Annotated in this window: 23 protein-coding genes and 1 tRNA gene; 17 read left to right on the forward strand and 7 right to left on the reverse strand. The window is 69.7% G+C overall.

What is annotated here, in order from left to right:
• Positions 1-127: 127 nt before the first annotated feature.
• Positions 128-1,474, reverse strand: a complete 1,347-nt coding sequence (locus ABZ915_RS05265) for a nicotinate phosphoribosyltransferase (protein ID WP_361796122.1) — start codon at positions 1,472-1,474, stop codon at positions 128-130.
• A gap of 90 nt (positions 1,475-1,564) precedes the next feature.
• Between ABZ915_RS05265 and clpS the strand changes: the two genes are divergently transcribed.
• The 9 genes from clpS to ABZ915_RS05310 all read left to right on the forward strand — a co-directional run bounded on the left by clpS (position 1,565) and on the right by ABZ915_RS05310 (position 9,508).
• Entirely contained in the window at positions 1,565-1,930 is a 366-nt protein-coding gene (gene clpS, locus ABZ915_RS05270; protein WP_361796125.1) for an ATP-dependent Clp protease adapter ClpS, read from the forward strand.
• Positions 1,931-1,971: 41 nt separating this feature from the next.
• On the forward strand, positions 1,972-2,577 hold the full coding sequence (locus tag ABZ915_RS05275) for a DUF2017 domain-containing protein (RefSeq protein WP_361796128.1): 606 nt from the start codon (positions 1,972-1,974) through the stop codon (positions 2,575-2,577).
• A gap of 367 nt (positions 2,578-2,944) precedes the next feature.
• Complete coding sequence (locus ABZ915_RS05280; protein WP_361796131.1) at positions 2,945-4,378, forward strand: amino acid permease; 1,434 nt, start codon at positions 2,945-2,947, stop codon at positions 4,376-4,378.
• A 147-nt stretch (positions 4,379-4,525) separates the two neighbouring features.
• On the forward strand, positions 4,526-4,948 hold the full coding sequence (locus tag ABZ915_RS05285) for a M67 family metallopeptidase (protein ID WP_361796134.1): 423 nt from the start codon (positions 4,526-4,528) through the stop codon (positions 4,946-4,948).
• A gap of 79 nt (positions 4,949-5,027) precedes the next feature.
• The gene (locus ABZ915_RS05290) at positions 5,028-5,123 is read left to right on the forward strand and encodes a putative leader peptide (protein WP_361450311.1); all 96 of its coding nucleotides are present in this window, start codon (positions 5,028-5,030) and stop codon (positions 5,121-5,123) included.
• A 108-nt stretch (positions 5,124-5,231) separates the two neighbouring features.
• Positions 5,232-5,510, forward strand: coding sequence for a MoaD/ThiS family protein (locus ABZ915_RS05295; protein ID WP_361796137.1), 279 nt, complete (start codon positions 5,232-5,234; stop codon positions 5,508-5,510).
• Between the two features lie 17 nt (positions 5,511-5,527).
• Positions 5,528-6,478, forward strand: coding sequence for a cysteine synthase (locus tag ABZ915_RS05300; RefSeq protein WP_361796140.1), 951 nt, complete (start codon positions 5,528-5,530; stop codon positions 6,476-6,478).
• A 276-nt stretch (positions 6,479-6,754) separates the two neighbouring features.
• Entirely contained in the window at positions 6,755-8,827 is a 2,073-nt protein-coding gene (locus ABZ915_RS05305; RefSeq protein WP_361796143.1) for a putative Ig domain-containing protein, read from the forward strand.
• Between the two features lie 123 nt (positions 8,828-8,950).
• The gene (locus tag ABZ915_RS05310) at positions 8,951-9,508 is read left to right on the forward strand and encodes a hypothetical protein (RefSeq protein WP_361796146.1); all 558 of its coding nucleotides are present in this window, start codon (positions 8,951-8,953) and stop codon (positions 9,506-9,508) included.
• Between the two features lie 30 nt (positions 9,509-9,538).
• On the opposite strand, the gene ABZ915_RS05315 is transcribed toward ABZ915_RS05310, so the two are convergent.
• Positions 9,539-9,997, reverse strand: coding sequence for a type II toxin-antitoxin system PemK/MazF family toxin (locus ABZ915_RS05315; protein ID WP_361796149.1), 459 nt, complete (start codon positions 9,995-9,997; stop codon positions 9,539-9,541).
• Positions 9,998-10,234: 237 nt separating this feature from the next.
• Here ABZ915_RS05315 and ABZ915_RS05320 point away from each other — a divergent pair, with 237 nt between their 5' ends.
• A complete protein-coding gene (locus tag ABZ915_RS05320; protein WP_361796152.1) occupies positions 10,235-10,987 on the forward strand; it encodes an MBL fold metallo-hydrolase in 753 nt (250 codons plus the stop codon).
• A 68-nt stretch (positions 10,988-11,055) separates the two neighbouring features.
• On the opposite strand, the gene ABZ915_RS05325 is transcribed toward ABZ915_RS05320, so the two are convergent.
• The gene (locus ABZ915_RS05325; RefSeq protein WP_361796155.1) at positions 11,056-12,306 is read right to left on the reverse strand and encodes a PTS transporter subunit EIIC; all 1,251 of its coding nucleotides are present in this window, start codon (positions 12,304-12,306) and stop codon (positions 11,056-11,058) included.
• A gap of 320 nt (positions 12,307-12,626) precedes the next feature.
• Here ABZ915_RS05325 and ABZ915_RS05330 point away from each other — a divergent pair, with 320 nt between their 5' ends.
• The 4 genes from ABZ915_RS05330 (at position 12,627) to rdgB (ending at position 14,848) form a co-directional block, all read left to right on the forward strand.
• Positions 12,627-12,860, forward strand: coding sequence for a PTS glucose/sucrose transporter subunit IIB (locus ABZ915_RS05330; protein ID WP_132851550.1), 234 nt, complete (start codon positions 12,627-12,629; stop codon positions 12,858-12,860).
• A gap of 76 nt (positions 12,861-12,936) precedes the next feature.
• Positions 12,937-13,674, forward strand: coding sequence for a ribonuclease PH (gene rph, locus ABZ915_RS05335; RefSeq protein ID WP_361796158.1), 738 nt, complete (start codon positions 12,937-12,939; stop codon positions 13,672-13,674).
• Positions 13,675-13,839: 165 nt separating this feature from the next.
• Positions 13,840-14,235: a hypothetical protein gene (locus ABZ915_RS05340; RefSeq protein WP_361796161.1), complete on the forward strand. Its 396-nt coding sequence runs from the start codon at positions 13,840-13,842 to the stop codon at positions 14,233-14,235.
• A gap of 10 nt (positions 14,236-14,245) precedes the next feature.
• Positions 14,246-14,848: an RdgB/HAM1 family non-canonical purine NTP pyrophosphatase gene (gene rdgB, locus ABZ915_RS05345; RefSeq protein WP_361796164.1), complete on the forward strand. Its 603-nt coding sequence runs from the start codon at positions 14,246-14,248 to the stop codon at positions 14,846-14,848.
• Between the two features lie 45 nt (positions 14,849-14,893).
• Here rdgB and ABZ915_RS05350 read toward each other — a convergent pair.
• The 3 genes from ABZ915_RS05350 to bcp form a co-directional block, all read right to left on the reverse strand.
• A tRNA-Leu gene (locus tag ABZ915_RS05350) sits at positions 14,894-14,978 on the reverse strand.
• 54 nt (positions 14,979-15,032) lie between these two features.
• Complete coding sequence (locus tag ABZ915_RS05355; RefSeq protein ID WP_361796167.1) at positions 15,033-15,992, reverse strand: HNH endonuclease signature motif containing protein; 960 nt, start codon at positions 15,990-15,992, stop codon at positions 15,033-15,035.
• Positions 15,993-16,234: 242 nt separating this feature from the next.
• Complete coding sequence (gene bcp, locus ABZ915_RS05360) at positions 16,235-16,702, reverse strand: thioredoxin-dependent thiol peroxidase (RefSeq protein WP_132851546.1); 468 nt, start codon at positions 16,700-16,702, stop codon at positions 16,235-16,237.
• Positions 16,703-16,800: 98 nt separating this feature from the next.
• On the opposite strand from bcp, the gene ABZ915_RS05365 reads away from it, so the two are divergent.
• Together ABZ915_RS05365 and ABZ915_RS05370 are read left to right on the forward strand one after the other, a co-directional pair.
• A complete protein-coding gene (locus ABZ915_RS05365) occupies positions 16,801-17,130 on the forward strand; it encodes a DUF3618 domain-containing protein (RefSeq protein ID WP_361796171.1) in 330 nt (109 codons plus the stop codon).
• 44 nt (positions 17,131-17,174) lie between these two features.
• Positions 17,175-17,531, forward strand: coding sequence for a co-chaperone GroES (locus ABZ915_RS05370; RefSeq protein WP_361796174.1), 357 nt, complete (start codon positions 17,175-17,177; stop codon positions 17,529-17,531).
• Positions 17,532-17,616: 85 nt separating this feature from the next.
• Here the strand turns inward: ABZ915_RS05370 and ABZ915_RS05375 are convergent, their stop codons facing one another.
• A complete protein-coding gene (locus tag ABZ915_RS05375; protein WP_361797695.1) occupies positions 17,617-19,887 on the reverse strand; it encodes a transglycosylase domain-containing protein in 2,271 nt (756 codons plus the stop codon).
• Between the two features lie 1,154 nt (positions 19,888-21,041).
• Here ABZ915_RS05375 and ABZ915_RS05380 point away from each other — a divergent pair.
• A complete protein-coding gene (locus ABZ915_RS05380) occupies positions 21,042-21,848 on the forward strand; it encodes an ABC-2 family transporter protein (RefSeq protein ID WP_361797698.1) in 807 nt (268 codons plus the stop codon).
• Positions 21,849-21,867: the final 19 nt, after the last annotated feature.

The raw sequence follows: 21,867 nt of genomic DNA on the forward strand, positions 1-21,867 counted from the left end.
GGCCCGGCCGGGAACCTCCGAGCCTAGAGACTTCACACCCGGCGCGGGAGGGGGCACGCACCGCGCGCGGGCGCGGCCCCGCGCTCCGGGGAGCTGCCCCGGCTACCCGGAGCTCCGGGGATGTGACCTAGTTACCCGAGCCCGTGTGCACGTACTCCGTCGGAATGACCGGTTCACCGCGGGAGAGCTGGGTCGCGGACAGGGGCAGGTCGGCGCGGGCGGCGGCGTGCCGGTCACGGGCGGCGTCCAGCGGCTCGCGGGCGACGATCTCGCCGCCCTTGACCAGCTCGACGAGGAGCTGCCGGTCGGCGAGCTCCCTGGGGACCGGGCCCGTGCCGACGACCTCGGCCTCCGCCACCCCGTACGCGTCCCGCCGCCGCGCGGCCCACTTGCGGCCGCCGATGGAGGTCTTGCCGCCCCTGGCCTTCTTCGCCACCGGCGTCAGCGGCGCCCTCGGCTCGTCGGACTCGGCGCGCGCGACCAGCTTGTAGACCATGGCGGACGTCGGGTGCCCGGAGCCGGTCACCAGCTGGGTGCCGACGCCGTACGCGTCCACCGGCGCCGCCGCCAGCGAGGCGATGGCGTACTCGTCCAGGTCCGAGGTCACGATGATCTTCGTGTCCCGCGCACCCAGCTCGTCCAGCTGCTGCCGCACCCGGTGGGCGACCAGGAGCAGGTCGCCGGAGTCGATGCGCACGGCGCCCAGCTCGGGCCCGGCGACCTCCACGGCCGTCCGGACCGCCTCCGCGACGTCGTAGGTGTCCACCAGCAGGGTCGTGCCCCGGCCCAGCGAGTCGACCTGCGCCTGGAAGGCGTCCCGCTCGCTGTCGTGCAGCAGGGTGAAGGCGTGGGCGGAGGTGCCGACGGTCGGGATGTTGTAGCGGAAGCCGGCGGCGAGGTCGGAGGTGGAGGCGAAGCCGCCGATGTAGGCGGCGCGCGAGGCGGCGACGGCGGACAGTTCGTGGGTGCGGCGGGCGCCCATCTCGATCAGCGGCCGGCCGCCGGCGGCCGAGTTCATCCGGGAGGCCGCGGCCGCGATGGCCGAGTCGTGGTTGAGGATCGACAGGATCACCGTCTCCAGCAGCACGCACTCGGCGAAGGTGCCCTCGACCCGCATCAGGGGCGAGCCCGGGAAGTACATCTCGCCCTCCGGGTAACCCCAGATGTCGCCCGAGAAGCGGTAGCCGGCGAGCCAGTCGAGTGTCTTCCCGTCGATGATCTTCCGCTCGTGCAGGAAGCCGAGGACGTCGTTGTCGAAGCGGAAGTTCTCCACGGCGTCCAGCACCCGGCCGACGCCCGCCAGGACGCCGTAGCGACGCCCGTCCGGCAGCCGCCGGGTGAAGACCTCGAAGACGCTGCGCCGTTCGGCGGTGCCCGCCTTCAGAGCGGCCTGGAGCATCGTCAACTCGTACTGGTCGGTGAAGAGCGCCGTCGAGGGAACGTCCACCGGCAGCCCAAGGTCCGCTACAGCCACGAAAGCTCTCCTAGTCACGACTCTCCGGGTACCCCCAGCCCCGGCCGGGGGTCCGGGGGTTGTCCCCCGGTGTATGCGGCATGGCAGTCGATGCTACTCCAATCTCGTCAGTGTGACGATTTCTGGCGTGCGTGGCAGCATGGCACTGTGACGTCACCTGCTCCCGTAGAGATCGAACGCACCGAGTCGGCGGAGGAGGTCTTCGCCGTCCCCGAGCCCGACGTCCCGTGGGTGACGATCGTCCACAACGACCCGGTCAACCTCATGAGCTATGTGACGTACGTCTTCCAGACGTACTTCGGGTACACCAAGGACAAGGCCACCAAGCTCATGCTCGACGTCCACCACAAGGGCCGGGCGGTCGTCTCCAGCGGCAGCCGCGAGGAGATGGAACGCGACGTGCAGGCGATGCACGGCTACGGTCTGTGGGCCACCCTTCAGCAGGACCGGAAGTAACCGGAAGTAACCGGAAATAGACCGGAGTAAACGACCCACCGATGCCCGGAACCTTCGAACCGCTCCCCGGCGGCGGCGCGGCCGTCGCGCTCGACTACGTCGAGATCTCCATCATCCGGTCGCTGGCCGTCCAGCTCCTGGAACTCATCGGCCCCGGCCCCACCGAGGAGGCCCCCGCCGACCCGCTCGCCGAGCTGTTCGCCGAGGGTCCGAGCGAGCCGCCCGCCGACCCGGTGCTGCGACGCCTCTTCCCGGACGCCTACAGCGACCCGGAGCAGGCCCCCGCCTCGCCGGGGGCCGCCGAGGAGCAGCGCGCGCACTCCGCCGAGTTCCGCCGCTTCACCGAGAACGACCTGCGGGCGGGCAAGCGGGAGAACGCGCTGTCGGTGATCCGCTCGCTGGACGAGCTGGGGTCCGCCGGCGAGGACGAGACGGTCCTCAGCCTGAGCTCCGAGGAGTCCCGGCACTGGCTGGGCGCCCTCAACGATCTCCGCCTGGCGATAGGGGCCCGGCTGGAGATCGCCGACGAGGACGACACGGACCTGCTCTACCGGCTCTCGGACGAGGACCCGCGCAAGCCGATGGTGATGGCGTACCTCTGGCTGGGCGGGCTCCAGGAGACGCTCGTCTCCACTTTGATGCCTTGATGACTTGATGCCCTGATTTCGTCCGATTTCCTGTTCGTTTTCTGTTCGCTCAGCGGACGCTCAAATCCGGATAACGATCGCGTTACCGTTGCGGCCCATTTTGCCGCATTCGAGCGTTCTTTGTCCGCTTTTTCCTATGCGGTGCGCCACATTCCGCACGGATGACCAATATTGCGGCCGTGATAAATCTTCACGACCGCCCGGCGAACACCACCCATGTTCGGCCGGGTGCGCCACCGAGCCGGCAACCGCCGGCCAGGCACGAGCGGGCTCGCGAAACCCGCTCACTCCAGTCATCCGGGGGGATCGAAACCCGGTCCGAGGCCGACCAGCGGCCCGGGTCGGCATGGAGAAAGGCGCACCACACATGACCTCTTCGCAGGTCAGCGAGGCCACTGAGGCCCCGGAAGAGGGCTACGAGCGCGGGCTCGGCAGCCGGCAGGTCCAGATGATCGCGATCGGCGGCGCCATCGGCGTCGGCCTGTTCCTGGGCGCCGGGGCGAACATCGCCAAGGCCGGCCCCAGCCTCATCCTGATGTACGCCCTGGCGGGCGTGATCATCTTCTTCATCATGCGCGCGCTCGGCGAGCTGCTGCTCTACCGTCCGGTCTCAGGCTCCTTCGCGGAGTACTCCCGCGAGTTCCTCGGCCCGTTCTTCGGCTACTTCACCGGCTGGACCTACTGGCTGATGTGGGTCGTCACCGGCATGGCCGAGCTGACGGCCGCGGCGATCTACGTCAACTACTGGTTCCCCGCCATCCCCCAATGGGTGACGGCACTGGTGTTCCTCGTCGTGCTGTTCGTGGCCAACCTGATCTCGGTCAAGCTCTTCGGTGAGATCGAGTTCTGGTTCTCGATGGTCAAGGTCACCGCGCTGGTCGGCATGATCGTGATCGGCCTCGGAGTGCTCACCTTCGGCTTCAGCGCCGCCGGCGACACCGCCTCCGTCGCCAACCTCTGGCAGTTCGACGGCTTCTTCCCCAAGGGCGTCGGCTCCTCCCTGATGACCCTCCAGGGCGTCATGTTCGCCTACCTCGCCGTCGAGCTCGTCGGCGTCACCGCCGGGGAGTCCGAGGACCCGGAGAAGACCCTCCCGAAGGCCATCAACACGCTGCCCTGGCGCATCGCGCTGTTCTACGTCGGCGCCCTCACCGTCATCCTGTGCGTGGTGAAGTGGACCCAGTTCGCGGCGGGCGTCAGCCCCTTCGTGAAGGCGTTCGCGATGATCGGCATCCCGGCCGGCGCCGGCATCGTCAACTTCGTGGTGCTCACCGCCGCCCTCTCGTCCTGCAACTCCGGCATGTACTCCACGGGCCGCATGCTGCGCACCCTCGCGGACAACGGCGAGGCCCCCCGCGCCTTCAGCAGGCTCTCCGCCTCCAAGACCCCCGCGCTCGGCATCACCGTCTCGGTCGCCTTCATGGGCATCGGCGTGATCCTCAACTACATCGTCCCGGAGAAGGCCTTCGGCTACGTCACCTCGGTGGCGACCGCGGCCGGCATCTGGACCTGGCTGATGATCCTGGTCAGCCACGTCCTCTACCGCCGTGCGGTGGACGCGGGCCGGCTGCCCGCCTCCTCCTTCCCGGCGCCGGGCGGCGCGGTGTGCTCGTACATCGCCATCGCCTTCCTGATCTTCGTCACCGGTCTGATCGCGTACGATGCCGACTCGCGCGTCTGCCTGTACGTGATGGCCGGCTGGGCGGCCGCCCTCGGCGTCGGCTGGCTGGTGCTGAAGGCCCGGAACCCGGAGGTCGCCGACCGCCGCGAGCCGGAGCCGGAGATGGAGAAGGTGGGCTGACCTTCGCCCCCTGACCTTCCCCGCGGACGTCCGGCCGCAGCGGGTTCTCGTGGCACCCGCTCCGGCTGCCGCTCAGGGCGTCCGGCATACGGGCCGCTCCGTACCACACCTCGGTACGGGGCGGCCCTACTGCTTATATTGGCCACCATGCTGACCATCACCCAGGCCCTCGTCGACCAGATCGTCGCGCACGCGCGCAAGGACCACCCCGACGAGGCGTGCGGCGTCATAGCGGGCCAGGCGGGTTCGGACCGTCCCGAGCGCTTCATCCCGATGCTGAACGCGGCCATGTCGCCCACGTTCTACGAGTTCGACTCCGGCGACCTCCTCAAGCTCTACCGCGAGATGGACGACCGCGACGAGGAGCCGGTGGTGATCTACCACTCCCACACGGCGACCGAGGCCTACCCGTCCCGCACCGACATCAGCTACGCCAACGAGCCCGCTGCCCACTACGTCCTGGTGTCCACCGCCGACACCGACGGCCTCGGCGACTTCCAGTTCCGCTCGTACCGCATCGTGGAGGGCGAGGTCACGGAGGAGGAGGTCAAGGTCGTGGAGAGCTACTGATCTCACTATTCGATCAGAATTCATCCAGCATGCGAGATCACACTCCGAGACCCGCACCGGGAATCGATACGATGAGCCCATGGTTCTGAACGACGTGAGCGAGAAGGCGCCGAGTTTGCTGCTCGTGGCGCGGCTGCACGTCGACCTGTGCAGGCTGAACAGCGCCATCTGTTGACGCTGCCCTGCCGCCGTACGGCCTGAGCCGCGGCACCCCGAGCACGACCCGCACTCCGCGCCGCCGCGCGCCCACAGACCAGACACCTTCCGACAGGAGCCCGCAACCATGGCCATCGAGGTCCGCATCCCCACCATCCTCCGCACCTACACCGACGGTCAGAAGGCGGTGGAGGGCAGTGGTGAGACCCTCGCCGAGCTGTTCGCCGACCTCGAGACCCGGCACTCGGGCATCCAGGCCCGCATCGTGGACAACGGCCAGCTGCGCCGCTTCGTCAACGTCTACCTGAACGACGAGGACGTCCGCTTCCTCGACAACATCGACACCAAGCTGTCCGACGGCGACAACGTGACGATCCTGCCCGCCGTCGCCGGCGGCATGGCCTGATCGGCCGCTGATCAGCGATGCGCTACGACTCCCCGCTGGCCGCGGTGGGCAACACCCCTCTGGTGCGCCTGCCGCGGCTGTCGCCGTCCCCCGAGGTCCGTATCTGGGCCAAGCTGGAGGACCGCAACCCGACCGGCTCGGTCAAGGACCGTCCCGCGCTGCACATGGTCGAGCAGGCGGAGAAGGACGGCCGGCTGACCCCCGGCTGCACGATCCTGGAGCCGACCTCCGGGAACACCGGCATCTCCCTCGCCATGGCCGCCAAGCTCAAGGGCTACCGGATGGTGTGCGTGATGCCGGAGAACACCTCGCAGGAGCGCCGGGACCTGCTCGGCATGTGGGGCGCGGAGATCATCTCCTCCCCGGCGGCCGGCGGCTCCAACACCGCCGTACGCGTCGCCAAGGAGCTGGCCGCCGAGCACCCGGACTGGGTGATGCTCTACCAGTACGGCAACCCGGACAACGCGGGCGCCCACTACGCCACGACCGGTCCGGAGATCCTCGCCGACCTGCCCTCGATCACCCACTTCGTCGCGGGCCTGGGCACCACCGGCACCCTGATGGGCGTCGGCCGCTACCTGCGCGAGCACAAGCCGGACGTGAAGATCGTCGCCGCCGAACCGCGCTACGACGACCTGGTGTACGGCCTGCGCAACCTCGACGAGGGCTTCGTACCGGAGCTGTACGACGCCTCCGTGCTCACCACCCGCTTCTCCGTCGGCTCGGCCGACGCGGTCACCCGCACCCGTGAACTCCTCCAGCAGGAGGGCATCTTCGCGGGCGTCTCCACCGGCGCCGCCCTGCACGCGGCGATCGGCGTCGGCAACAAGGCGATCAAGGCGGGGGAGTCCGCCGACATCGTCTTCGTCGTGGCCGACGGCGGCTGGAAGTACCTCTCGACCGGCGTCTACACGGCGGCCACCACCGAGGAGGCCATCGAGACGCTCCAGGGCCAGCTCTGGGCATAGGGCTCATCATCGAAGCGCCATCCCCCTCTCATGAGGGGGCTAAGCGCTGTCCACAGGACGGCAAAGAAGCCGGTCCGGGTCTGCCGTCGCCCGCTCGTGGGGGCTACGTTCTGCCCGCACCCTGTCATGTCTTGCTCAGCTCGGCACGCGGGGTGTTCCCCTTTCCGGACACATCTCCCCAGTAATGTCATGCTCATGACTGCGCGGTTTCGCCGCCGCTACGCGCGTCACGGGCCTGCCCATCCAGTTCGACCCCACCGATGGAGGCAGTACCCCATGCGTGAGTCACGCCCGAGCAGGCGGAGACGGAGCCTGCGCAGACTCCTCGCCGTCGCCATGCCCGCCCTCGCCCTCACCTTCGCCGGACTCGTCGCGGCCCCCACGGCCGGCGCCCAGGCCGCCCCCGCCGCCGCGCACACCTCCCGCACCACCCAGAACGCCAAGGCCCTGACCGCCCCCGAACGGCAGACCTTCCACTCCACCGGCAAGGCCGGCCAGAAGGTGCCCACCCAGCACCTGTGCGCCACCGCGAAGCCCGGTCAGGCCGCCTGCTTCGCCCAGCGCCGCACCGACATCAGGCAGCGGCTCGCCGCCGCGGTCGCCGCCGCGCCCTCCGGCCTCAGCCCGGCCAACCTGCACAGCGCGTACGCCCTGCCCTCGACCGGCGGCTCCGGCCTGACCGTCGCCGTCGTCGACGCCTACAACGACCCCAACGCCGCCTCCGACCTGGCCACTTACCGCTCGACCTACGGCCTGTCGGCGTGCACGGTCGCCAACGGCTGCTTCAAGCAGGTCAGCCAGACCGGCTCCACCACCTCCCTGCCGTCCAACGACAGCGGCTGGGCGGGCGAGGAGGCGCTGGACGTCGACATGGTCAGTGCGGTCTGCCCCAACTGCAACATCATCCTCGTCGAGGCCAACTCCGCGACCGACTCCGACCTCGGCACCGCCGAGAACGAGGCCGTCGCGCTCGGCGCCAAGTTCGTCTCCAACAGCTGGGGCGGCTCCGAGTCCTCCTCCCAGACCAGCGAGGACACCTCCTACTTCAAGCACCCGGGCGTCGCCATCACCGTCTCCTCGGGCGACGAGGCCTACGGCGCCGAATACCCGGCGACCTCCCAGTACGTCACCGCCGTCGGCGGCACCGCGCTGTCCACGTCCTCCAACTCCCGCGGCTGGACCGAGTCGGTGTGGAAGACGTCCAGCACCGAGGGCACCGGCTCCGGCTGCTCCTCGTACGACGCCAAGCCGAGCTGGCAGACCGACACCGGCTGCTCCAAGCGCATGGAGGCCGACGTCTCCGCCGTCGCCGACCCCGCCACCGGCGTCGCGGTCTACGACACCTACGGCGGCTCCGGCTGGGCGGTCTACGGCGGCACCAGCGCCTCGGCACCCATCATCGCGGGCGTGTACGCCCTCGCCGGCGCCCCGGGCTCCAGCGACTACCCGGCGAAGTACCCCTACAGCCACACCGGCAACCTGTACGACGTCACCAGCGGCAACAACGGCAGCTGCTCGACCTCGTACTTCTGCACCGCGGGCACCGGCTACGACGGCCCGACCGGCTGGGGCACCCCCGACGGCACCGCCGCCTTCACCTCCGGCACCAGCACCGGCAACACGGTGACCGTCACCAACCCCGGCAGCCAGTCGACCACCACCGGCGGCTCGGCCAGCCTCCAGATCAGCGCCGGCGACAGCGCGGGCGCCACCCTCACCTACAGCGCGAGCGGCCTGCCCACCGGCCTGTCGATCAACAGCTCCACCGGCCTGATCTCCGGTACGGCGTCCACCGCGGGCACCTACAGCGTCACCGTCACCGCGAAGGACTCCACCGGCGCCTCCGGCTCGGCCTCCTTCACCTGGACGGTGAGCTCCAGCGGGGGCGGCGGCACCTGCACCTCGGCGCAACTGCTCGGCAACCCCGGCTTCGAGTCCGGCAGCACCACCTGGACCGCCTCCAGCGGCGTCATCACCAACGACAGCGGTGAGACGGCCCACGGCGGCTCGTACTACGCCTGGCTCGACGGCTACGGCTCCACGCACACCGACACGCTGTCCCAGTCGGTGACCGTCCCCTCCGGCTGCAAGGCCACCTTCACCTTCTACCTGCACGTCGACACGGCGGAGACCAGCAGCAGCACCGCCTACGACAAGCTGACGGTGACCGCCGGTTCGACCACCCTGGCCACCTACTCCAACCTCAACGCGGCTTCCGGCTACACCCAGAAGTCCTTCGACCTGTCCTCGTACGCCGGGTCCACGGTCACGCTGAAGTTCAGCGGGGCCGAGGACTCCTCGCTCCAGACCAGCTTCGTCCTGGACGACACGGCCGTGACCACCAGCTGACGCACCGCCGCTGATAGGAGGGCCCCGGCCGCGACGGCCGGGGCCCTCCGTGGATCCGGATGCGCGTCCGGTACGTCACATCCGTACCAGGACCGGTCACCGCGGAAAGGGCGGACCCCACCCATGCGCCGTCACCCGATGCCCCGTACGACGCTCCACCGCACCTTCGCCGTGGCCGCCACCGCGGCGGCGCTGCTCCTCGCCGGCTGCGGCTCGCAGGACGGGGGAGGGGAGGCCGGCGGCTCGGTGTCCCCCTCGCCGTCGCAGTCACAGTCACCCCCGCAGTCGCAGTCCCCGACCCCGAGCGACTCGGCGTCCCAGAGCACGTCACCGTCGTCCTCCCCTTCCCCCACCGGGTCCGCCGGGTCCTGCACCCCCCGCACCCAGCTCGACGCCACCGACAACGGCCGTACCGTCTGCCTCGCCAAGGGCCAGACGCTCCGGCTCACCCTGGACGGCACCAAGGGCCGGCCCTGGAAGCCGGTCGCCGTCGAGGGCGGCGCGCTGAAGGCCGCCAACCCGGGGTTCGTGATCCAGCCGGGCGACGCGGTCGCCGCGTTCGAGGCCGTCGCGCCCGGCACGGCCCACCTGACCTCGTCCCGCCCGCTGTGCGCGAGCCGCCCCGGCCAGATGTCCTGCAAGGGCATCCAGGACTGGAAGGTGACCGTGGAGGTCCGCTGAGTCCGACACGCGGCCTGCGAGACGGCGTGCTCAGCCCGCCAAGTGCCGGACCTGGTCCCACAGGACCGGGTCCACCACGCCCACCCGGCGCCGGAAGTCCCACACCGCCACGTGCCTGAGCTCGTCCGTCTCCAGGAAACTCGGCCGCCCGTGCGCGTCCCCGACGGAACCCGGCGGGAGCGGGATCACCCCGGCGCGTTCGTCGTGGTACTTGCTGGTGATCTTCGCGACGGTCGCCCGGTTGCCGCGCACCGCCAGCACCAGGCAGGGCCGGTCCTTGCCGCCCGGACCGTCCTCGTAGGGGACGTTGGCCCACCAGATGTCCCCGGGGTGCGGACCGGCCGCCCGACCGTGGAAGCCCTCGGGGCGGCCCGGCGGGCGGGTCCTGCGCCGCGGCGGCCGGCGGCCCCGCCCCCAGCCGTCGACTAGCGTGGCTACCAGCGCGAGCAATACCACTGCCGCGAGCGCGAGCCACCAGGACGTGTCCATACGGATGACGTTACCGGCGCGCGATTCCCATTGCGCGCCCTCTCGTAAGCCTATTGCGCCCCGGGTCCAGCCGAACCGGTGACAGCACAGGTGAGTTCGCCCACAACGGCCCCTGGCGGAGGAGCGACCGGCGCTTTTGCGCCTTACGCTCGACGCACCGCACGACCCTCGTCAGCCCCCAATTTCGCCCCTTATCCCGGTTATCCCGGTTATTCCGCCAACGGAGGTTTCTGCTTCATGAAGCTCACCGTCGTCGGCTGCTCGGGGTCGTTCCCGTCCGCGGAATCGGCCTGCTCGAGCTACCTCGTAGAGGCCGACGGCTTCCGGCTGCTCCTCGACATGGGCAACGGCGCCCTCGGTGAGTTGCAGCGCCACTGCGGTCTCTACGACCTCGACGCGATCTTCCTCAGCCATCTGCACGCCGATCACTGCATCGACATGCTCGGGTACTTCGTGGCGCGCTACTACCGCCACGACGGCGGCCGCTGCGACCCGATCCCGGTCCACGGCCCCGAGGGCGCCGAGCACCGCCTGACCACGGCCTACGCGGACACCCCCACCGCCTCCTCCATGAGCGAGGTCTTCGACTTCCACACGGTGAAGCCGTCCACGTTCGAGATCGGCCCGTTCACCGTGCACACCGAGCGGGTCCGCCACCCCGTGGAGGCGTACGCCATCCGCATCGAGCACGGCGGGAAAGTGCTGACGTACTCCGGCGACACCGGCGTCACCGACGCGCTCGACACGCTGGCCCGGGACGCCGACCTGTTCCTGTGCGAGGCCGCGTTCACGCACGGCAAGGAGGACATCCCCGACCTCCACCTCAACGGCCGCGAGGCCGGCGAGACGGCCGCCCGCGCCGGCGCCCGCCGCCTGGTCCTCACCCACATCCCCCCGTGGACCGACCCCCAGGCCAACCTGACCGACGCCCGCGAGGTCTTCGACGGGCCGGTGGAGCTGGCGGCGCCGAGGAAGTCGTACGAGATCTGACTCCCGCGTGCACGAAGGCCCCGGAACCCTGCTCGGGTTCCGGGGCCTTCGTCGTGCCGGGGCGGGACTCACGCCTTGGTGAGGTCCTCGACCTCCTCCTCGGGCTCCCGGCCCGGGGTGGGGAGGTTCCACTTGGTGATGGCGAAGCGGAAGACCGAGTAGTAGATCGCCGCGAAGACCAGGCCGATGGGGATGATCAGCCAGGGCTTGGTGGCGAGGTTCCAGTTGAGCGCGTAGTCGATGAAGCCCGCGGAGAAGGTGAAGCCCGCGTGCACGCCGAGCGCCCAGGTGATCGCCATGGACAGGGCGGTGAGCACCGCGTGGATCGCGTACAGCACCGGGGCGATGAACATGAAGGAGAACTCGATCGGCTCGGTCACACCGGTCACGAAGGAGGTCAGCGCGAGCGAGATCATCATGCCCAGCACGGCCTTGCGGCGCTCGGGGCGGGCGGAGTGCGCGATGGCGATCGCGGCGGCCGGGAGACCGAACATCATGATGGGGAAGAAGCCCGACATGAACTGTCCGGCGGTCGCGTCACCGGCGAAGAAGCGGGTGAGGTCGCCGTGCACGACCGCGCCGGCGGAGTCCTTGAAGTCGCCGATCTGGAACCAGGCGACGGAGTTCACGAACTGGTGCATGCCGATCGGGATCAGCGCGCGGTTGATCAGACCGAACAGACCGGCACCCGCGGCGCCGAGACCGGTGATCTGCTCGCCGACGTTCGAGATGCCCTCGCCGATCGGCTTCCAGACCAGCCCGAAGAAGACGCCCATGGCGGTGCCGACGAAGGCCATGATGATCGGCACCAGCCGGCGGCCGTTGAAGAAGCCGAGCCAGTCCACCAGCTTCTTGCGGTGGTAGCGCTGCCAGAGCACGGCGGACAGCAGACCCATCAGGATGCCACCGAGGACCCCGGGGTTGTTGTAGGTCGCGGCTATGTCCGCGCCCTTCTGGATCTTCGCCTCGGTGACCGGGAACGCCTTCAGGACGTTGCTGTAGACCAGGAAGCCGACCAGGGCGGCCAGGGCCGTGGAGCCGTCCGCCTTCTTGGCGAAGCCGATCGCGACACCGATGCAGAACAGCAGCGGCAGGTTGTCGAAGATCGCGCCACCGGCCGTGGCGAACACCGCCGTGACCTTGTCGGGCAGATTGAGCTTGTCGTGCACATCCTGCTGGCCCAGCCGAAGCAGGATGCCCGCCGCCGGGAGCACGGCGATCGGGAGCTGAAGGCTGCGGCCGACCTTCTGCAGGCCCTGGATCAGGCCGGATCCCCGCTTCTTCGTGGGGACCGCCGCTGGCGCGGTGGCGGTGCTCATACTTCCTCCATGTGGGCAGGGCGCCGCCCCGGAGCGTGGGGAGGGAGGACGGCGGCGTCTCTGGTCTACACCACTCAGTGGTGTAGACCATGTTGTAGCAGATGAAGACGGCATAAGGAACCCACCATTCCCAATCAGGGATGCCCGCGCCTGCCGGGCTTGGCGACCGTCGGTCAGCTGGTGTAGACCAGTCGGTACGGTTCGGTTCCACTGTCGCGATCGCCATCATTCGGTATGTCCGGCATGAAAGCGAGCGAAATCGGACCAACTGTGATTACCGCGACACAGCGGTTCGGACCATGGAATTCAGGGAGACGGACATGGCCAGCAAGGCTGAGAAGATCGTCGCCGGGCTCGGCGGCATCGACAACATCGAGGAGATCGAGGGCTGCATCACCCGGCTGCGCACCGAGGTCGCCGACCCCTCGCTGGTCGACGAGTCCGCCCTGAAGGCCGCCGGCGCCCACGGCGTCGTCAAGATGGGCACCGCCATCCAGGTCGTCATCGGCACCGACGCCGACCCGATCGCGGCGGAGATCGAAGACATGATGTGAGCCTCCGGCTCACCCGGACGGGGCTCCTCCCATCGGGGGAGGAGCCCCGCCCCCATCTGCGACTAGGCTCATCGCCATGTCTCGAATCGACGGCCGCACCCCCGAACAGCTCCGCCCGGTCACCATCGAACGCGGCTGGAGCAAGCATGCCGAGGGCTCCGTCCTCGTCTCCTTCGGCGACACCAAGGTCTTCTGCACGGCCTCCGTCACCGAAGGCGTCCCCCGCTGGCGCAAGGGCAGCGGCGAAGGCTGGGTCACCGCGGAGTACGCCATGCTGCCCCGCGCCACCAACACCCGCGGCGACCGCGAGTCCGTCAAGGGCCGCATCGGCGGCCGGACCCACGAGATCAGCCGCCTCATCGGCCGCTCCCTGCGCGCCGTCATCGACTACAAGGCGCTCGGCGAGAACACCATCGTCCTCGACTGCGACGTCCTCCAGGCCGACGGCGGCACCCGCACCGCCGCCATCACCGGCGCCTACGTCGCCCTCGCCGACGCCGTCGCCTGGGCCCAGGGCAAGAAGCTCATCAAGGCCGGCCGCCAGCCGCTGACCGGCACCGTCTCCGCCGTCTCCGTCGGCATCGTCGGCGGCACCCCCCTCCTCGACCTCCGCTACGAGGAGGACGTCAAGGCCGAGACCGACATGAACGTCGTCTGCACCGGCGACGGCCGCTTCGTCGAGGTCCAGGGCACCGCCGAGGCCGAGCCCTTCGCCCGCGACGAACTCAACGCCCTGCTCGACCTCGCCGTCGCCGGCTGCACCGAGCTGGCCGACCTTCAGCGCAAGGCACTGGAGACCGTCCTCACGAAGTAGCCGGCCTCATGCGGTTCTCAGGCGGTATTCGAGACGTCCCCTAGCCGGCGTCGGGAGCATCAGGCGGGGCGGTCGGCGCACGCAACCCGGCCCCCCGCCCCCGCGTCCCAACGGATACCAACGGGGGCCTCCCGCGGGGGCCCGACCAGGGGAGGGAACCCAGCCATGGCCGTGTGCCGAAACCGCCGTACCGCGCTCGCCGTCGCCGCCGCCGGCATCGCACTCACCGCCTGCCTGGCCGCCAGCTGCTCCGCCGTCGACAAGGCCCTGGACTGCATGCAGACCGCCCACTCCGTCGCCGACGACGTCACCGACTTACAGTTCGCCGCCGCGCACGCGGCCGTCAATCCGAAACGGGCCGACGCCTCCCTCGACGACATCGACAAGGACCTGAAGGAGATAAAGAACAAGACGGAGAACGCGGACGTAGACAAGGCGGCCGACGACCTCGACAAGGCGGTCCACAACGTCCGCACCGCCATCAAGGACGGCGACAGCACCCCCGACCTCAGCCCGGTCAAGGACGCGACCGGCGAACTGACCAAGGTCTGCACCCACTGATACTGGATGCATGACCCGCCTGATCCTCGCCACCCGTAACGCCGGAAAGATCACCGAACTCAGGGCGATCCTCGCCGACGCAGGCCTGCCCCACGAACTCGTCGGCGCGGACGCCTACCCCGACATCCCCGACGTCAAGGAAACCGGCGTCACCTTCGCCGAGAACGCCCTCCTCAAGGCCCACGCCCTCGCCCAGGCCACCGGCCTGCCCGCCGTCGCCGACGACTCCGGCCTCTGCGTGGACGTCCTCAACGGCGCCCCCGGCATCTTCTCGGCCCGCTGGTCCGGCCGCCACGGCGACGACAAGGCCAACCTGGACCTCTTGCTGGCCCAGCTCTCCGACATCGCGGACGAACACCGCGCCGCCCACTTCGCCTGCGCGGCGGCCCTGGCGTTGCCGGACGGCCGGGAGCGGGTGGTCGAGGGCCAGTTGCGGGGGGTCTTGCGCCACACCCCGACCGGGACGAACGGCTTCGGGTACGACCCGGTCCTCCAGCCGGAGGGGGAGACGCGGACGTGCGCGGAACTCTCTCCGGGGGAGAAGAACGCGATCAGCCATCGGGGGAAGGCGTTCCGGGCGTTGGTGCCGGTGGTTCGGGAGCTGTTGGGCTGAGGGACATCAGGGGGGCCGTCCGGTTGGACGGCCCCCCTACGTGTGTGCGGCCGGTGGGACTCGAACCCACACGGGTGTGAACCCACTGGGACCTAAACCCAGCATGACTGCCAAATTCCATCACGGCCGCTCAAAAACGGTCATCGTGCTCGACCGGCGGCGCTCAGTCTACGTGTCGGAAGGACTACCCCGCGAGAGGCGCCGCTCCCTTCCGGCGGCACCACGCCTCCGTCATCGCGTGACAGTTGGGGCACAAGTAGCGCAGATTCTCTTGGCGATTGTCGCGCCAGTTCCCGTTGATGTGGTCGATCTGCAAGGTGATCGGCCGACCAAGCCATTCGCCACTGTTGCTGCACTCCACGCACATGTACGGCATCCCGATCTCGACCAAGGCCCGATGAAGCTGCGTTCTATTGGTCCGACCGGCGTGTTCTGACAGGACAACGAGGACCTTGTCTGCCTTTGCCGCAGGTGCGGGGCGCTCGGGCCGGCCCCAACTCCGTCGCTTGAAGTGACTTGTGTCGATACCGAGGCGCGCGGCTGTGCGCCGGATCCGCCTGTGATTGGTGTCATTGACCTCCAAGCCGAGACCCCGCACAACGTCGGCGTAGCTTGTCGAGTCTCGTACGAGGGTGCGCACCCGGTCCTCGGGGATCGACAGACGCCGATGTGAGAAGTGCCCGATGTCGATCCCTCGGGCGCGCAGCATGCGGGCCAGCGTGGCGCGGGAGCGGCTGTCGTCCGGCACACCCAGCGAACGGGCCACACCGCGGACGCTGTTGGCGGTGGCAGCCGCTGCCCGAAGTTCCTCGGTCGTGAAGGGTAGATCCGGCTCGGAGCTGCCGATACCGGGGAAGTGGTTGACGTCGATCCCCGCGGCACTGATCCGACGCCGGATGTGGGACAGGGTTCCTGTCGCTGGGGTCGCACCCAGCTTCAGTGCTACTTCGCGGAGGGAGGAAGACGACGCTGCGGCCTCGGCAATGGCCGAGTCTGGGTACTTGCGCCATGGGCTGCGCTTGACGAAGTGGCTGGTGTCCAGTTCGTGCTCGAGAACCTTCTCCTGGAGGACGCGTCGCTGTCCGCCGCTCGTCTTGAGTCCGAGCCGTCGCATCAGATCCGTCCAGTTGCGGGCCTCGGCCACGGGTCGTGCGAGTCGTTCCTTGCCGTATGGGTCCGAAGACGGGACCGCGGCTCCGCGGGCCATCGTCGCTGCCGGTTCCGGTGTGTTCCCCACGTTCTTAGCCTCTCCGCGTATCGGCCACCCGTTCGCGACCTCGTACGGAGTAACGAACCGTTTATCGGACGGTCACGCCCCGCATGCGAAGGGCGGCCCGCGCAGGGTCTTCCCGGTGCGAGCCGCCCGCCAAGCGGAGAAGGGGGCCCTCAGATACCCAGATCCTTGATGATCTTGGCCACGTGGCCCGTCGCGCGGACGTTGTACAGGGCCCGTTCGACCTTGCCCTCCTCGTCCACGACGATCGTGGAGCGGATGACGCCGAGGTAGGTCTTGCCGTAGTTCTTCTTCTCGCCGTAGGCGCCGTAGGCCTCGGTGACCTTCTTGTCGGGGTCGGCGAGAAGGGTGACCCTCAGGGATTCCTTCTCGCGGAACTTCGCGAGTTTTTCGGGGGCGTCGGGGGAGATGCCGATGACGTCGTAGCCCGCGCCGGCCAGGAGGTCGAGGTTGTCGGTGAAGTCGCAGGCCTGCTTGGTGCAGCCTGGAGTCAGGGCCGCGGGGTAGAAGTAGACGATGACCTTGCGGCCCTTGCGGTCGGCCAGGGACACCTCGGTGCCGTCGGCGTCGGGCAGGGTGAAGGCGGGGGCCACGTCCCCGGGCTGGAGTCGCTCGCTCATCGATCTAGCGTAACCGGGGGTCCTGACGGTGCTGCCGACCCCGGAGCTGACAGACTGTCCAGCACAAAGCGCACTCAGCAGACTTCGGAGGCCGTACGGTGGCGGAGACGTCGGACACCAGAACCCCGGCGCAGATCGAGGCGGACATCAAGCTCCGCCGCGAGGTGCTGGCCGAGACGCTGGACGAGATCGGGGTGCGGGTGCATCCGAAGACCATCGTCGGAGACGCCAAGGCCAAGGTGGTCTCGAACATCGACCACACCCTCGGGCGCGCCTACATCCAGGTCAACCGGGCCGTGAGCGAGGTGCGGGCCCGGTTCGTGGACGAGGACGGAGCTCCCCGGCTGGAGCGTGTCGTGCCCGTGGCGCTCGTGGCCGTCGGGCTCGTCGGGCTGCTCGCCCTGGGGACTCGCCGTCGTAAGGGCTGACCCGGCGGCGTCCGCGCGCGGCAAAGGCAGGTAGGTTCGAGAACGTGAGCGCCAACAGAAACGTGCACAGCACCCATCACGACAAGCTGCCCATCCGGATGCTGCACGACCGGGTTCTGGTCCGGCAGGAGACCGGCGAGGGCGAGCGGCGTTCGGGCGGCGGCATCCTGATCCCCGCGACGGCGGCGGTCGGGCGCCGGCTGGCCTGGGCGGAGGTCGTCGCGGTCGGGCAGAACGTACGGACCGTGGAGCCGGGCGACCGCGTCCTGTACGACCCGGAGGACCGGGCCGAGGTCGAGGTACGGGGCGTCGCGTACGTGCTCATGCGCGAGCGTGATCTGCACGCGGTGGCCGCGGACCGGTTCGAGGGGTCGGAGGACTCCACGGGTCTGTACCTGTAGCGGTACGCGGTACCTGTAGCGGTACCTGTAGCGGCGAAAGGGCTGGTGACCGTCTCTGGTCACCAGCCCTTTCACATGCCCGCGGTCACTGACGTCTGGCCAGCCCCTGGGTACCGGCGTCCGTACCTGCCGTGTCCCCCGTGCCTCCGGGGCCGCCGCCCGTCGGGGTGCCGCCGTCCGTGGTGCCGGCGGTGGTGCCCCCGTCCGTGGTGCCGGCGGTGTTGCCGCCGTCCGTCGTGCCGGCGGTGGTGCCGCCGTCCGTCTGGCCCGTCGTCGTCCCGCCGTTGGTCGGGGTGCCGCCGTCCGTGGTGCCCGCGGTGGTGCCGCCGTCCGTCTGGCCCGCCGTCTGGCCCCCGGTGTCCGGGCTGCCGGTGCTCGGGGTGCCGGCGGACGGGGTGCCACCGTCGGTCGTGCCGCCGGTGCCCGGCTGGGTGGGTGCCTTGGAACTGGGCGCCTGGACGTCCGCGCCCTGCTGGAGCTCCAGGTCGAAGTCGCTCGCCGACCTACCCTTCAACGCGGCCTTGGTGTACTGCGCCCAGATATCGGTGGGCGCGCCACCGCCGTTGATGCGGGGCAGGCCGAGGGCGCCGTACAGCGGCATCTGCTTGGCCGTCACCGGGTCCTGGCCCATGACGGACACGACCGTGGCCAGGTCGGGCGTGTAGCCCGCGAACCAGGCCGCCTTGTCCTCCTCCGCGGTGCCCGTCTTGCCGGCCGCGGGACGGCCGGCCTGCTGGGCGGACGTCGCGGTGCCGGTCTGGACGACGCTCTGGAGGATGGAGGTCGTGGTGTCGGCGGCCTCGCGGCTGACGGCCTGCTTGGTCTTCTGCTCGGGCAGCTGCACCTCGTTCTTGTTGTCCTTGGTGATCTTCTCGATCATCGTGTACGTGCCGTGCTTGCCGTGGTTGGCGAGCGTGGCGTACGCCTCCGCCATGTCCAGGACGCTGGCGGTGGCCGTGCCGAGCGCGATGGACGGGTACGGCTGGAGGTCCTTGGTGGCGGGCGGGATGCCGAGGTCGACCGCGGTCTGCTTGACCTTGGCGGGGCCGACGTCGACGGCCATCTGCGCGTACACCGAGTTCACGGACAGGTCGGTCGCCTTGCGCACGGTGATCTCGCCGTACGACTTGGTGTCCTCGTTCTCCGGGGCGTAGGCGCCGCCGCTCCAGCCCTGCACGGGCCGCTGGTTGGTGCCGTCGTAGTACGTGTTCGGCGTGATGGTCTGGCCGGACTGCGTGGCCGAGCCGTTCTGCACGGCCGAGGTGAACACGAACGGCTTGAAGGTGGAGCCGACCTGGTAGTCGCCCCGGGTCGCGCCGTTGGTGAACTGCTTGACGTAGTCGATGCCGCCGTACATCGCGACGACCTTGCCGGTCTTGGGGTCGACGGAGGCGCCGCCCGCGCGGACGTAGTTGTCGGCCTTGTTGTTCTTCTTGTCCAGCTTGGAGATCAGCTTGTCGTCGACGGCCTTCACGAAGGCGTCCTGCTTGCTCTTCTGGAGGGTGGTCGTGATGCGGTAGCCGCCGGCCTCGAGCTGGTCCTTGGTGAGGATCTTGTTCTCGATGAGGTAGTCCTCGACCGCGTTCTTGATGTAGCCGCGCTGCCCGGACAGACCGGTGGAGATCGTCTGCTCCTTGGGCATCGGGAACTTCATGCCGGCCCGCTTCGACTGGCTCAGCCAGCCCTTCTTGACCATGCCGTCCAGTACGTAGTTCCAGCGGGCGAGGGCCGCCGACTTGTTCTCGGGGTGGGCGACGACGTCGTACTCGCTGGGCGCGTTGACCAGCGCGGCGAGGTAGGCGGCGCGGGCCGGGTCGAGGCCGGCGGCGTCCCGGCCGTAGTAGGCCTGGGCGGCGGCCTGGATGCCGTAGGCGTTGCGGCCGAAGTAGCTGGTGTTGAGGTAGCCCTCGAGGATGTCGTCCTTCGACTTGTTGCGGTCCAGCTTGATCGAGATGAAGAACTCCTTGGCCTTGCGCGTGACGGTCTGCTCCTGCGCGAGGTAGTAGTTCTTCACGTACTGCTGGGTGATCGTCGAGCCGGACTGTTTGCCCTTGCCGGTGGCGGTGTTCCAGGCGGCGCGGATCATCGCCTTGGGGTCGACGGCCGACTCGGTGTAGAAGTCGCGGTCCTCGGCGGCCAGGACGGCGTGCTGGGCGTCCTTGGAGATCTGGGCGAGGGTGACGTTCTCCCGGTTGATCTCGCCGTCGCGGGCCAGCTGGGAGCCGTCCGCGTAGAGGTAGACGTTGCTCTGCTTCATGGCGAGCGCGTTGGCCGGCGGGATCTGCACCATCGAGTAGCCGAGGAAGAACAGGCCGAAGAGCAGCAGTACGCCGACGACGAAGGTGCCGAGCACCATCCGCCAGGTCGGAAGCAGCCGGCGCCAGCCGGTGCGCTTGGGGCGCTTGGGCTTCTTGCCCTTGCCCTTGCCGCCGCCGGTCCCGTCGCCTCCGCCGCCGGCCGGGCTGCCCTCGGGGGTGGCCGCTGCCGGGGCCGGGGCGGTCTGCCGGGGGAGCCGGGTGGTCGCGGGGGACTCGGACTCGTGCGCCGCCTGGGCCGCCTTGGGCTGGTGGGGCACCCTGGGCGCGGGGGGAGCGGGGGGTGTCGCGCTCGCCATGGCCGCCGCGGCTGCCGAAGCTGCCGGACCTGCCGAAGCCGCGGGATTCGCGGGGGCTGCCGGGGACGCCTGGGTCGCCTTGATGCGCCGGAGCACCTGGGTCTTCTCGGCCGCCTCGGCTCGCTCAGCCGCCGAACCCGCCGAACCGGCCGAGCTCGCCGCGGCAGCGGGGGCCGCCGGGCTCTTCGGCGCTGCGGGCGTCGGCGAAGTCGCGGGCGTCGCCTGGGTCGCCTTGATACGGCGCAGGACCTGGGTCTTCTCCGCGGCCTCGGGCTCCTCGGGCGTCTTGGCTCCCGCGCTCCCCTTGGCCGAGGGCGCCGACGGAGCAGCAGGGGTCGCCGGAGTCGCCGGACCCTTCGGAGCAGCGGAGGCCGCCCCGTCCTTCGGAGGCGCGGGAGTCGCCTGGGTCGCCTTGATGCGCCGGAGGGTCTGGGTCTTCTCGGCCGCCCCGGGCTCCGCGGCTGCCTTCGCCGCCGGGGCATCCGTACGGCCCCTGCCCGTCCGGCCTGCTCCGGCGGCCGGGGCGTTCTCGCCCTGGTCGCCGTTCTCGCCGTGCCGGTCGGCCTTGCTGACCTTGTCGGGTTTGTCTCCCTTGTCCGCTGTCTCCTCCCGGCCCTCCGGCTCTCCGGGCCCTTCAGCCGCCAGTGGCTCTCTCGGCGCCCCGCCCTTGTTCGGCTGCTGCGGCTGCGGCTCGTCGCTCATGTCGTGCACGGACTCCTGTGTAACGTCGTGTCGCCGTACGCACTCGTACGTCTTCTGCACCCCCGAGTGAAGACTCTCGCACCAAGCGTTCCGTTCCCGGATTCCGGCGCGCGTCCGGCGGGAAAATGCGTGGCCGGCCGGACCGGCCGCGCAGTAGGCTCCTGCGCTTCGGTGTCAAAGGCTCCGGGAGGTAGATAGACGTGGGCGCGGGACGGTTGTACGCGGCCGTCGCGGCGGGGGGTTTCAGACGGTACGCGACGTATCGCGCGGCCACTGCGGCAGGGGTGTTCACCAATACGGTCTTCGGCCTGATCCTCGTCTACACCTACCTGGCCCTGTGGGACCAGCGGCCCCACCTCGGGGGCTACGACCAGGCGCAGGCCGTGACCTATGTGTGGCTCGGGCAGGCGCTGTTCGCCACGCTGGCGATCTCGGGCGGCGGCGTCGAGGACGAGCTCATGGAACGTATCCGTACGGGTGACGTGGCAATCGACCTGTACCGGCCGGCCGACCTGCAACTGTGGTGGCTGGCCGCCGATCTGGGGCGGGCGCTGTTCCAGCTGCTGGGCCGGGGAGCGATCCCGTTCGTGTTCGGGGCGCTGTGCTACCCGGTGTCCCTGCCGTCCGACGTGGCGACCTGGGCCGCCTTCCTGTGCACCCTGCTGCTCGCGGCGCTGGTCGGTTTCGGGATCCGGTTCCTGGTGGCGCTGAGCGCGTTCTGGCTGCTGGACGGGGCCGGTGTGACGTACATGGCATGGATCGTCGGAGTGTTCTGCTCGGGGATGACGCTTCCGCTGAACGTGTTCCCGGGTGCGCTCGGCGAGATCGTACGGGCCCTGCCGTGGTCGTCGCTCCTCCAGGCGCCCGCGGACGTACTGCTCGGCCACGCCGATCCGTGGCACACGTTCGCGTTCCAGGGGGCGTGGGCGGTGGCCCTGCTGGCGACGGGACGGCTGGTGCAGTCGGTGGCGACGCGGCGGGTGGTGGTCCAGGGTGGCTGAGACCGGCCGGCTCGCCGAG

Origin of the sequence: Streptomyces sp. NPDC046915 (assembly GCF_040644935.1) — a bacterium.
Lineage (GTDB): Bacteria > Actinomycetota > Actinomycetes > Streptomycetales > Streptomycetaceae > Streptomyces.

Excerpts from the sequence above, each read along its gene's own strand:
- rdgB (WP_361796164.1), top strand. The coding sequence starts at position 14,246 with ATGACCCGCCTGATCCTCGCCACCCGTAACGCCGGAAAGATCACCGAA.
- ABZ915_RS05300 (WP_361796140.1), top strand. The coding sequence starts at position 5,528 with ATGCGCTACGACTCCCCGCTGGCCGCGGTGGGCAACACCCCTCTGGTG.
- ABZ915_RS05330 (WP_132851550.1), top strand. The coding sequence starts at position 12,627 with ATGGCCAGCAAGGCTGAGAAGATCGTCGCCGGGCTCGGCGGCATCGAC.
- ABZ915_RS05290 (WP_361450311.1), top strand. The coding sequence starts at position 5,028 with ATGGTTCTGAACGACGTGAGCGAGAAGGCGCCGAGTTTGCTGCTCGTG.
- ABZ915_RS05280 (WP_361796131.1), top strand. The coding sequence starts at position 2,945 with ATGACCTCTTCGCAGGTCAGCGAGGCCACTGAGGCCCCGGAAGAGGGC.
- ABZ915_RS05340 (WP_361796161.1), top strand. The coding sequence starts at position 13,840 with ATGGCCGTGTGCCGAAACCGCCGTACCGCGCTCGCCGTCGCCGCCGCC.
- ABZ915_RS05295 (WP_361796137.1), top strand. The coding sequence starts at position 5,232 with ATGGCCATCGAGGTCCGCATCCCCACCATCCTCCGCACCTACACCGAC.
- ABZ915_RS05320 (WP_361796152.1), top strand. The coding sequence starts at position 10,235 with ATGAAGCTCACCGTCGTCGGCTGCTCGGGGTCGTTCCCGTCCGCGGAA.
- ABZ915_RS05325 (WP_361796155.1), bottom strand. The coding sequence starts at position 12,306 with ATGAGCACCGCCACCGCGCCAGCGGCGGTCCCCACGAAGAAGCGGGGA.
- ABZ915_RS05310 (WP_361796146.1), top strand. The coding sequence starts at position 8,951 with ATGCGCCGTCACCCGATGCCCCGTACGACGCTCCACCGCACCTTCGCC.
- ABZ915_RS05315 (WP_361796149.1), bottom strand. The coding sequence starts at position 9,997 with ATGGACACGTCCTGGTGGCTCGCGCTCGCGGCAGTGGTATTGCTCGCG.
- ABZ915_RS05375 (WP_361797695.1), bottom strand. The coding sequence starts at position 19,887 with ATGGTGCTCGGCACCTTCGTCGTCGGCGTACTGCTGCTCTTCGGCCTG.
- clpS (WP_361796125.1), top strand. The coding sequence starts at position 1,565 with ATGCTACTCCAATCTCGTCAGTGTGACGATTTCTGGCGTGCGTGGCAG.
- ABZ915_RS05285 (WP_361796134.1), top strand. The coding sequence starts at position 4,526 with ATGCTGACCATCACCCAGGCCCTCGTCGACCAGATCGTCGCGCACGCG.
- ABZ915_RS05275 (WP_361796128.1), top strand. The coding sequence starts at position 1,972 with ATGCCCGGAACCTTCGAACCGCTCCCCGGCGGCGGCGCGGCCGTCGCG.
- rph (WP_361796158.1), top strand. The coding sequence starts at position 12,937 with ATGTCTCGAATCGACGGCCGCACCCCCGAACAGCTCCGCCCGGTCACC.
- ABZ915_RS05305 (WP_361796143.1), top strand. The coding sequence starts at position 6,755 with ATGCGTGAGTCACGCCCGAGCAGGCGGAGACGGAGCCTGCGCAGACTC.
- bcp (WP_132851546.1), bottom strand. The coding sequence starts at position 16,702 with ATGAGCGAGCGACTCCAGCCCGGGGACGTGGCCCCCGCCTTCACCCTG.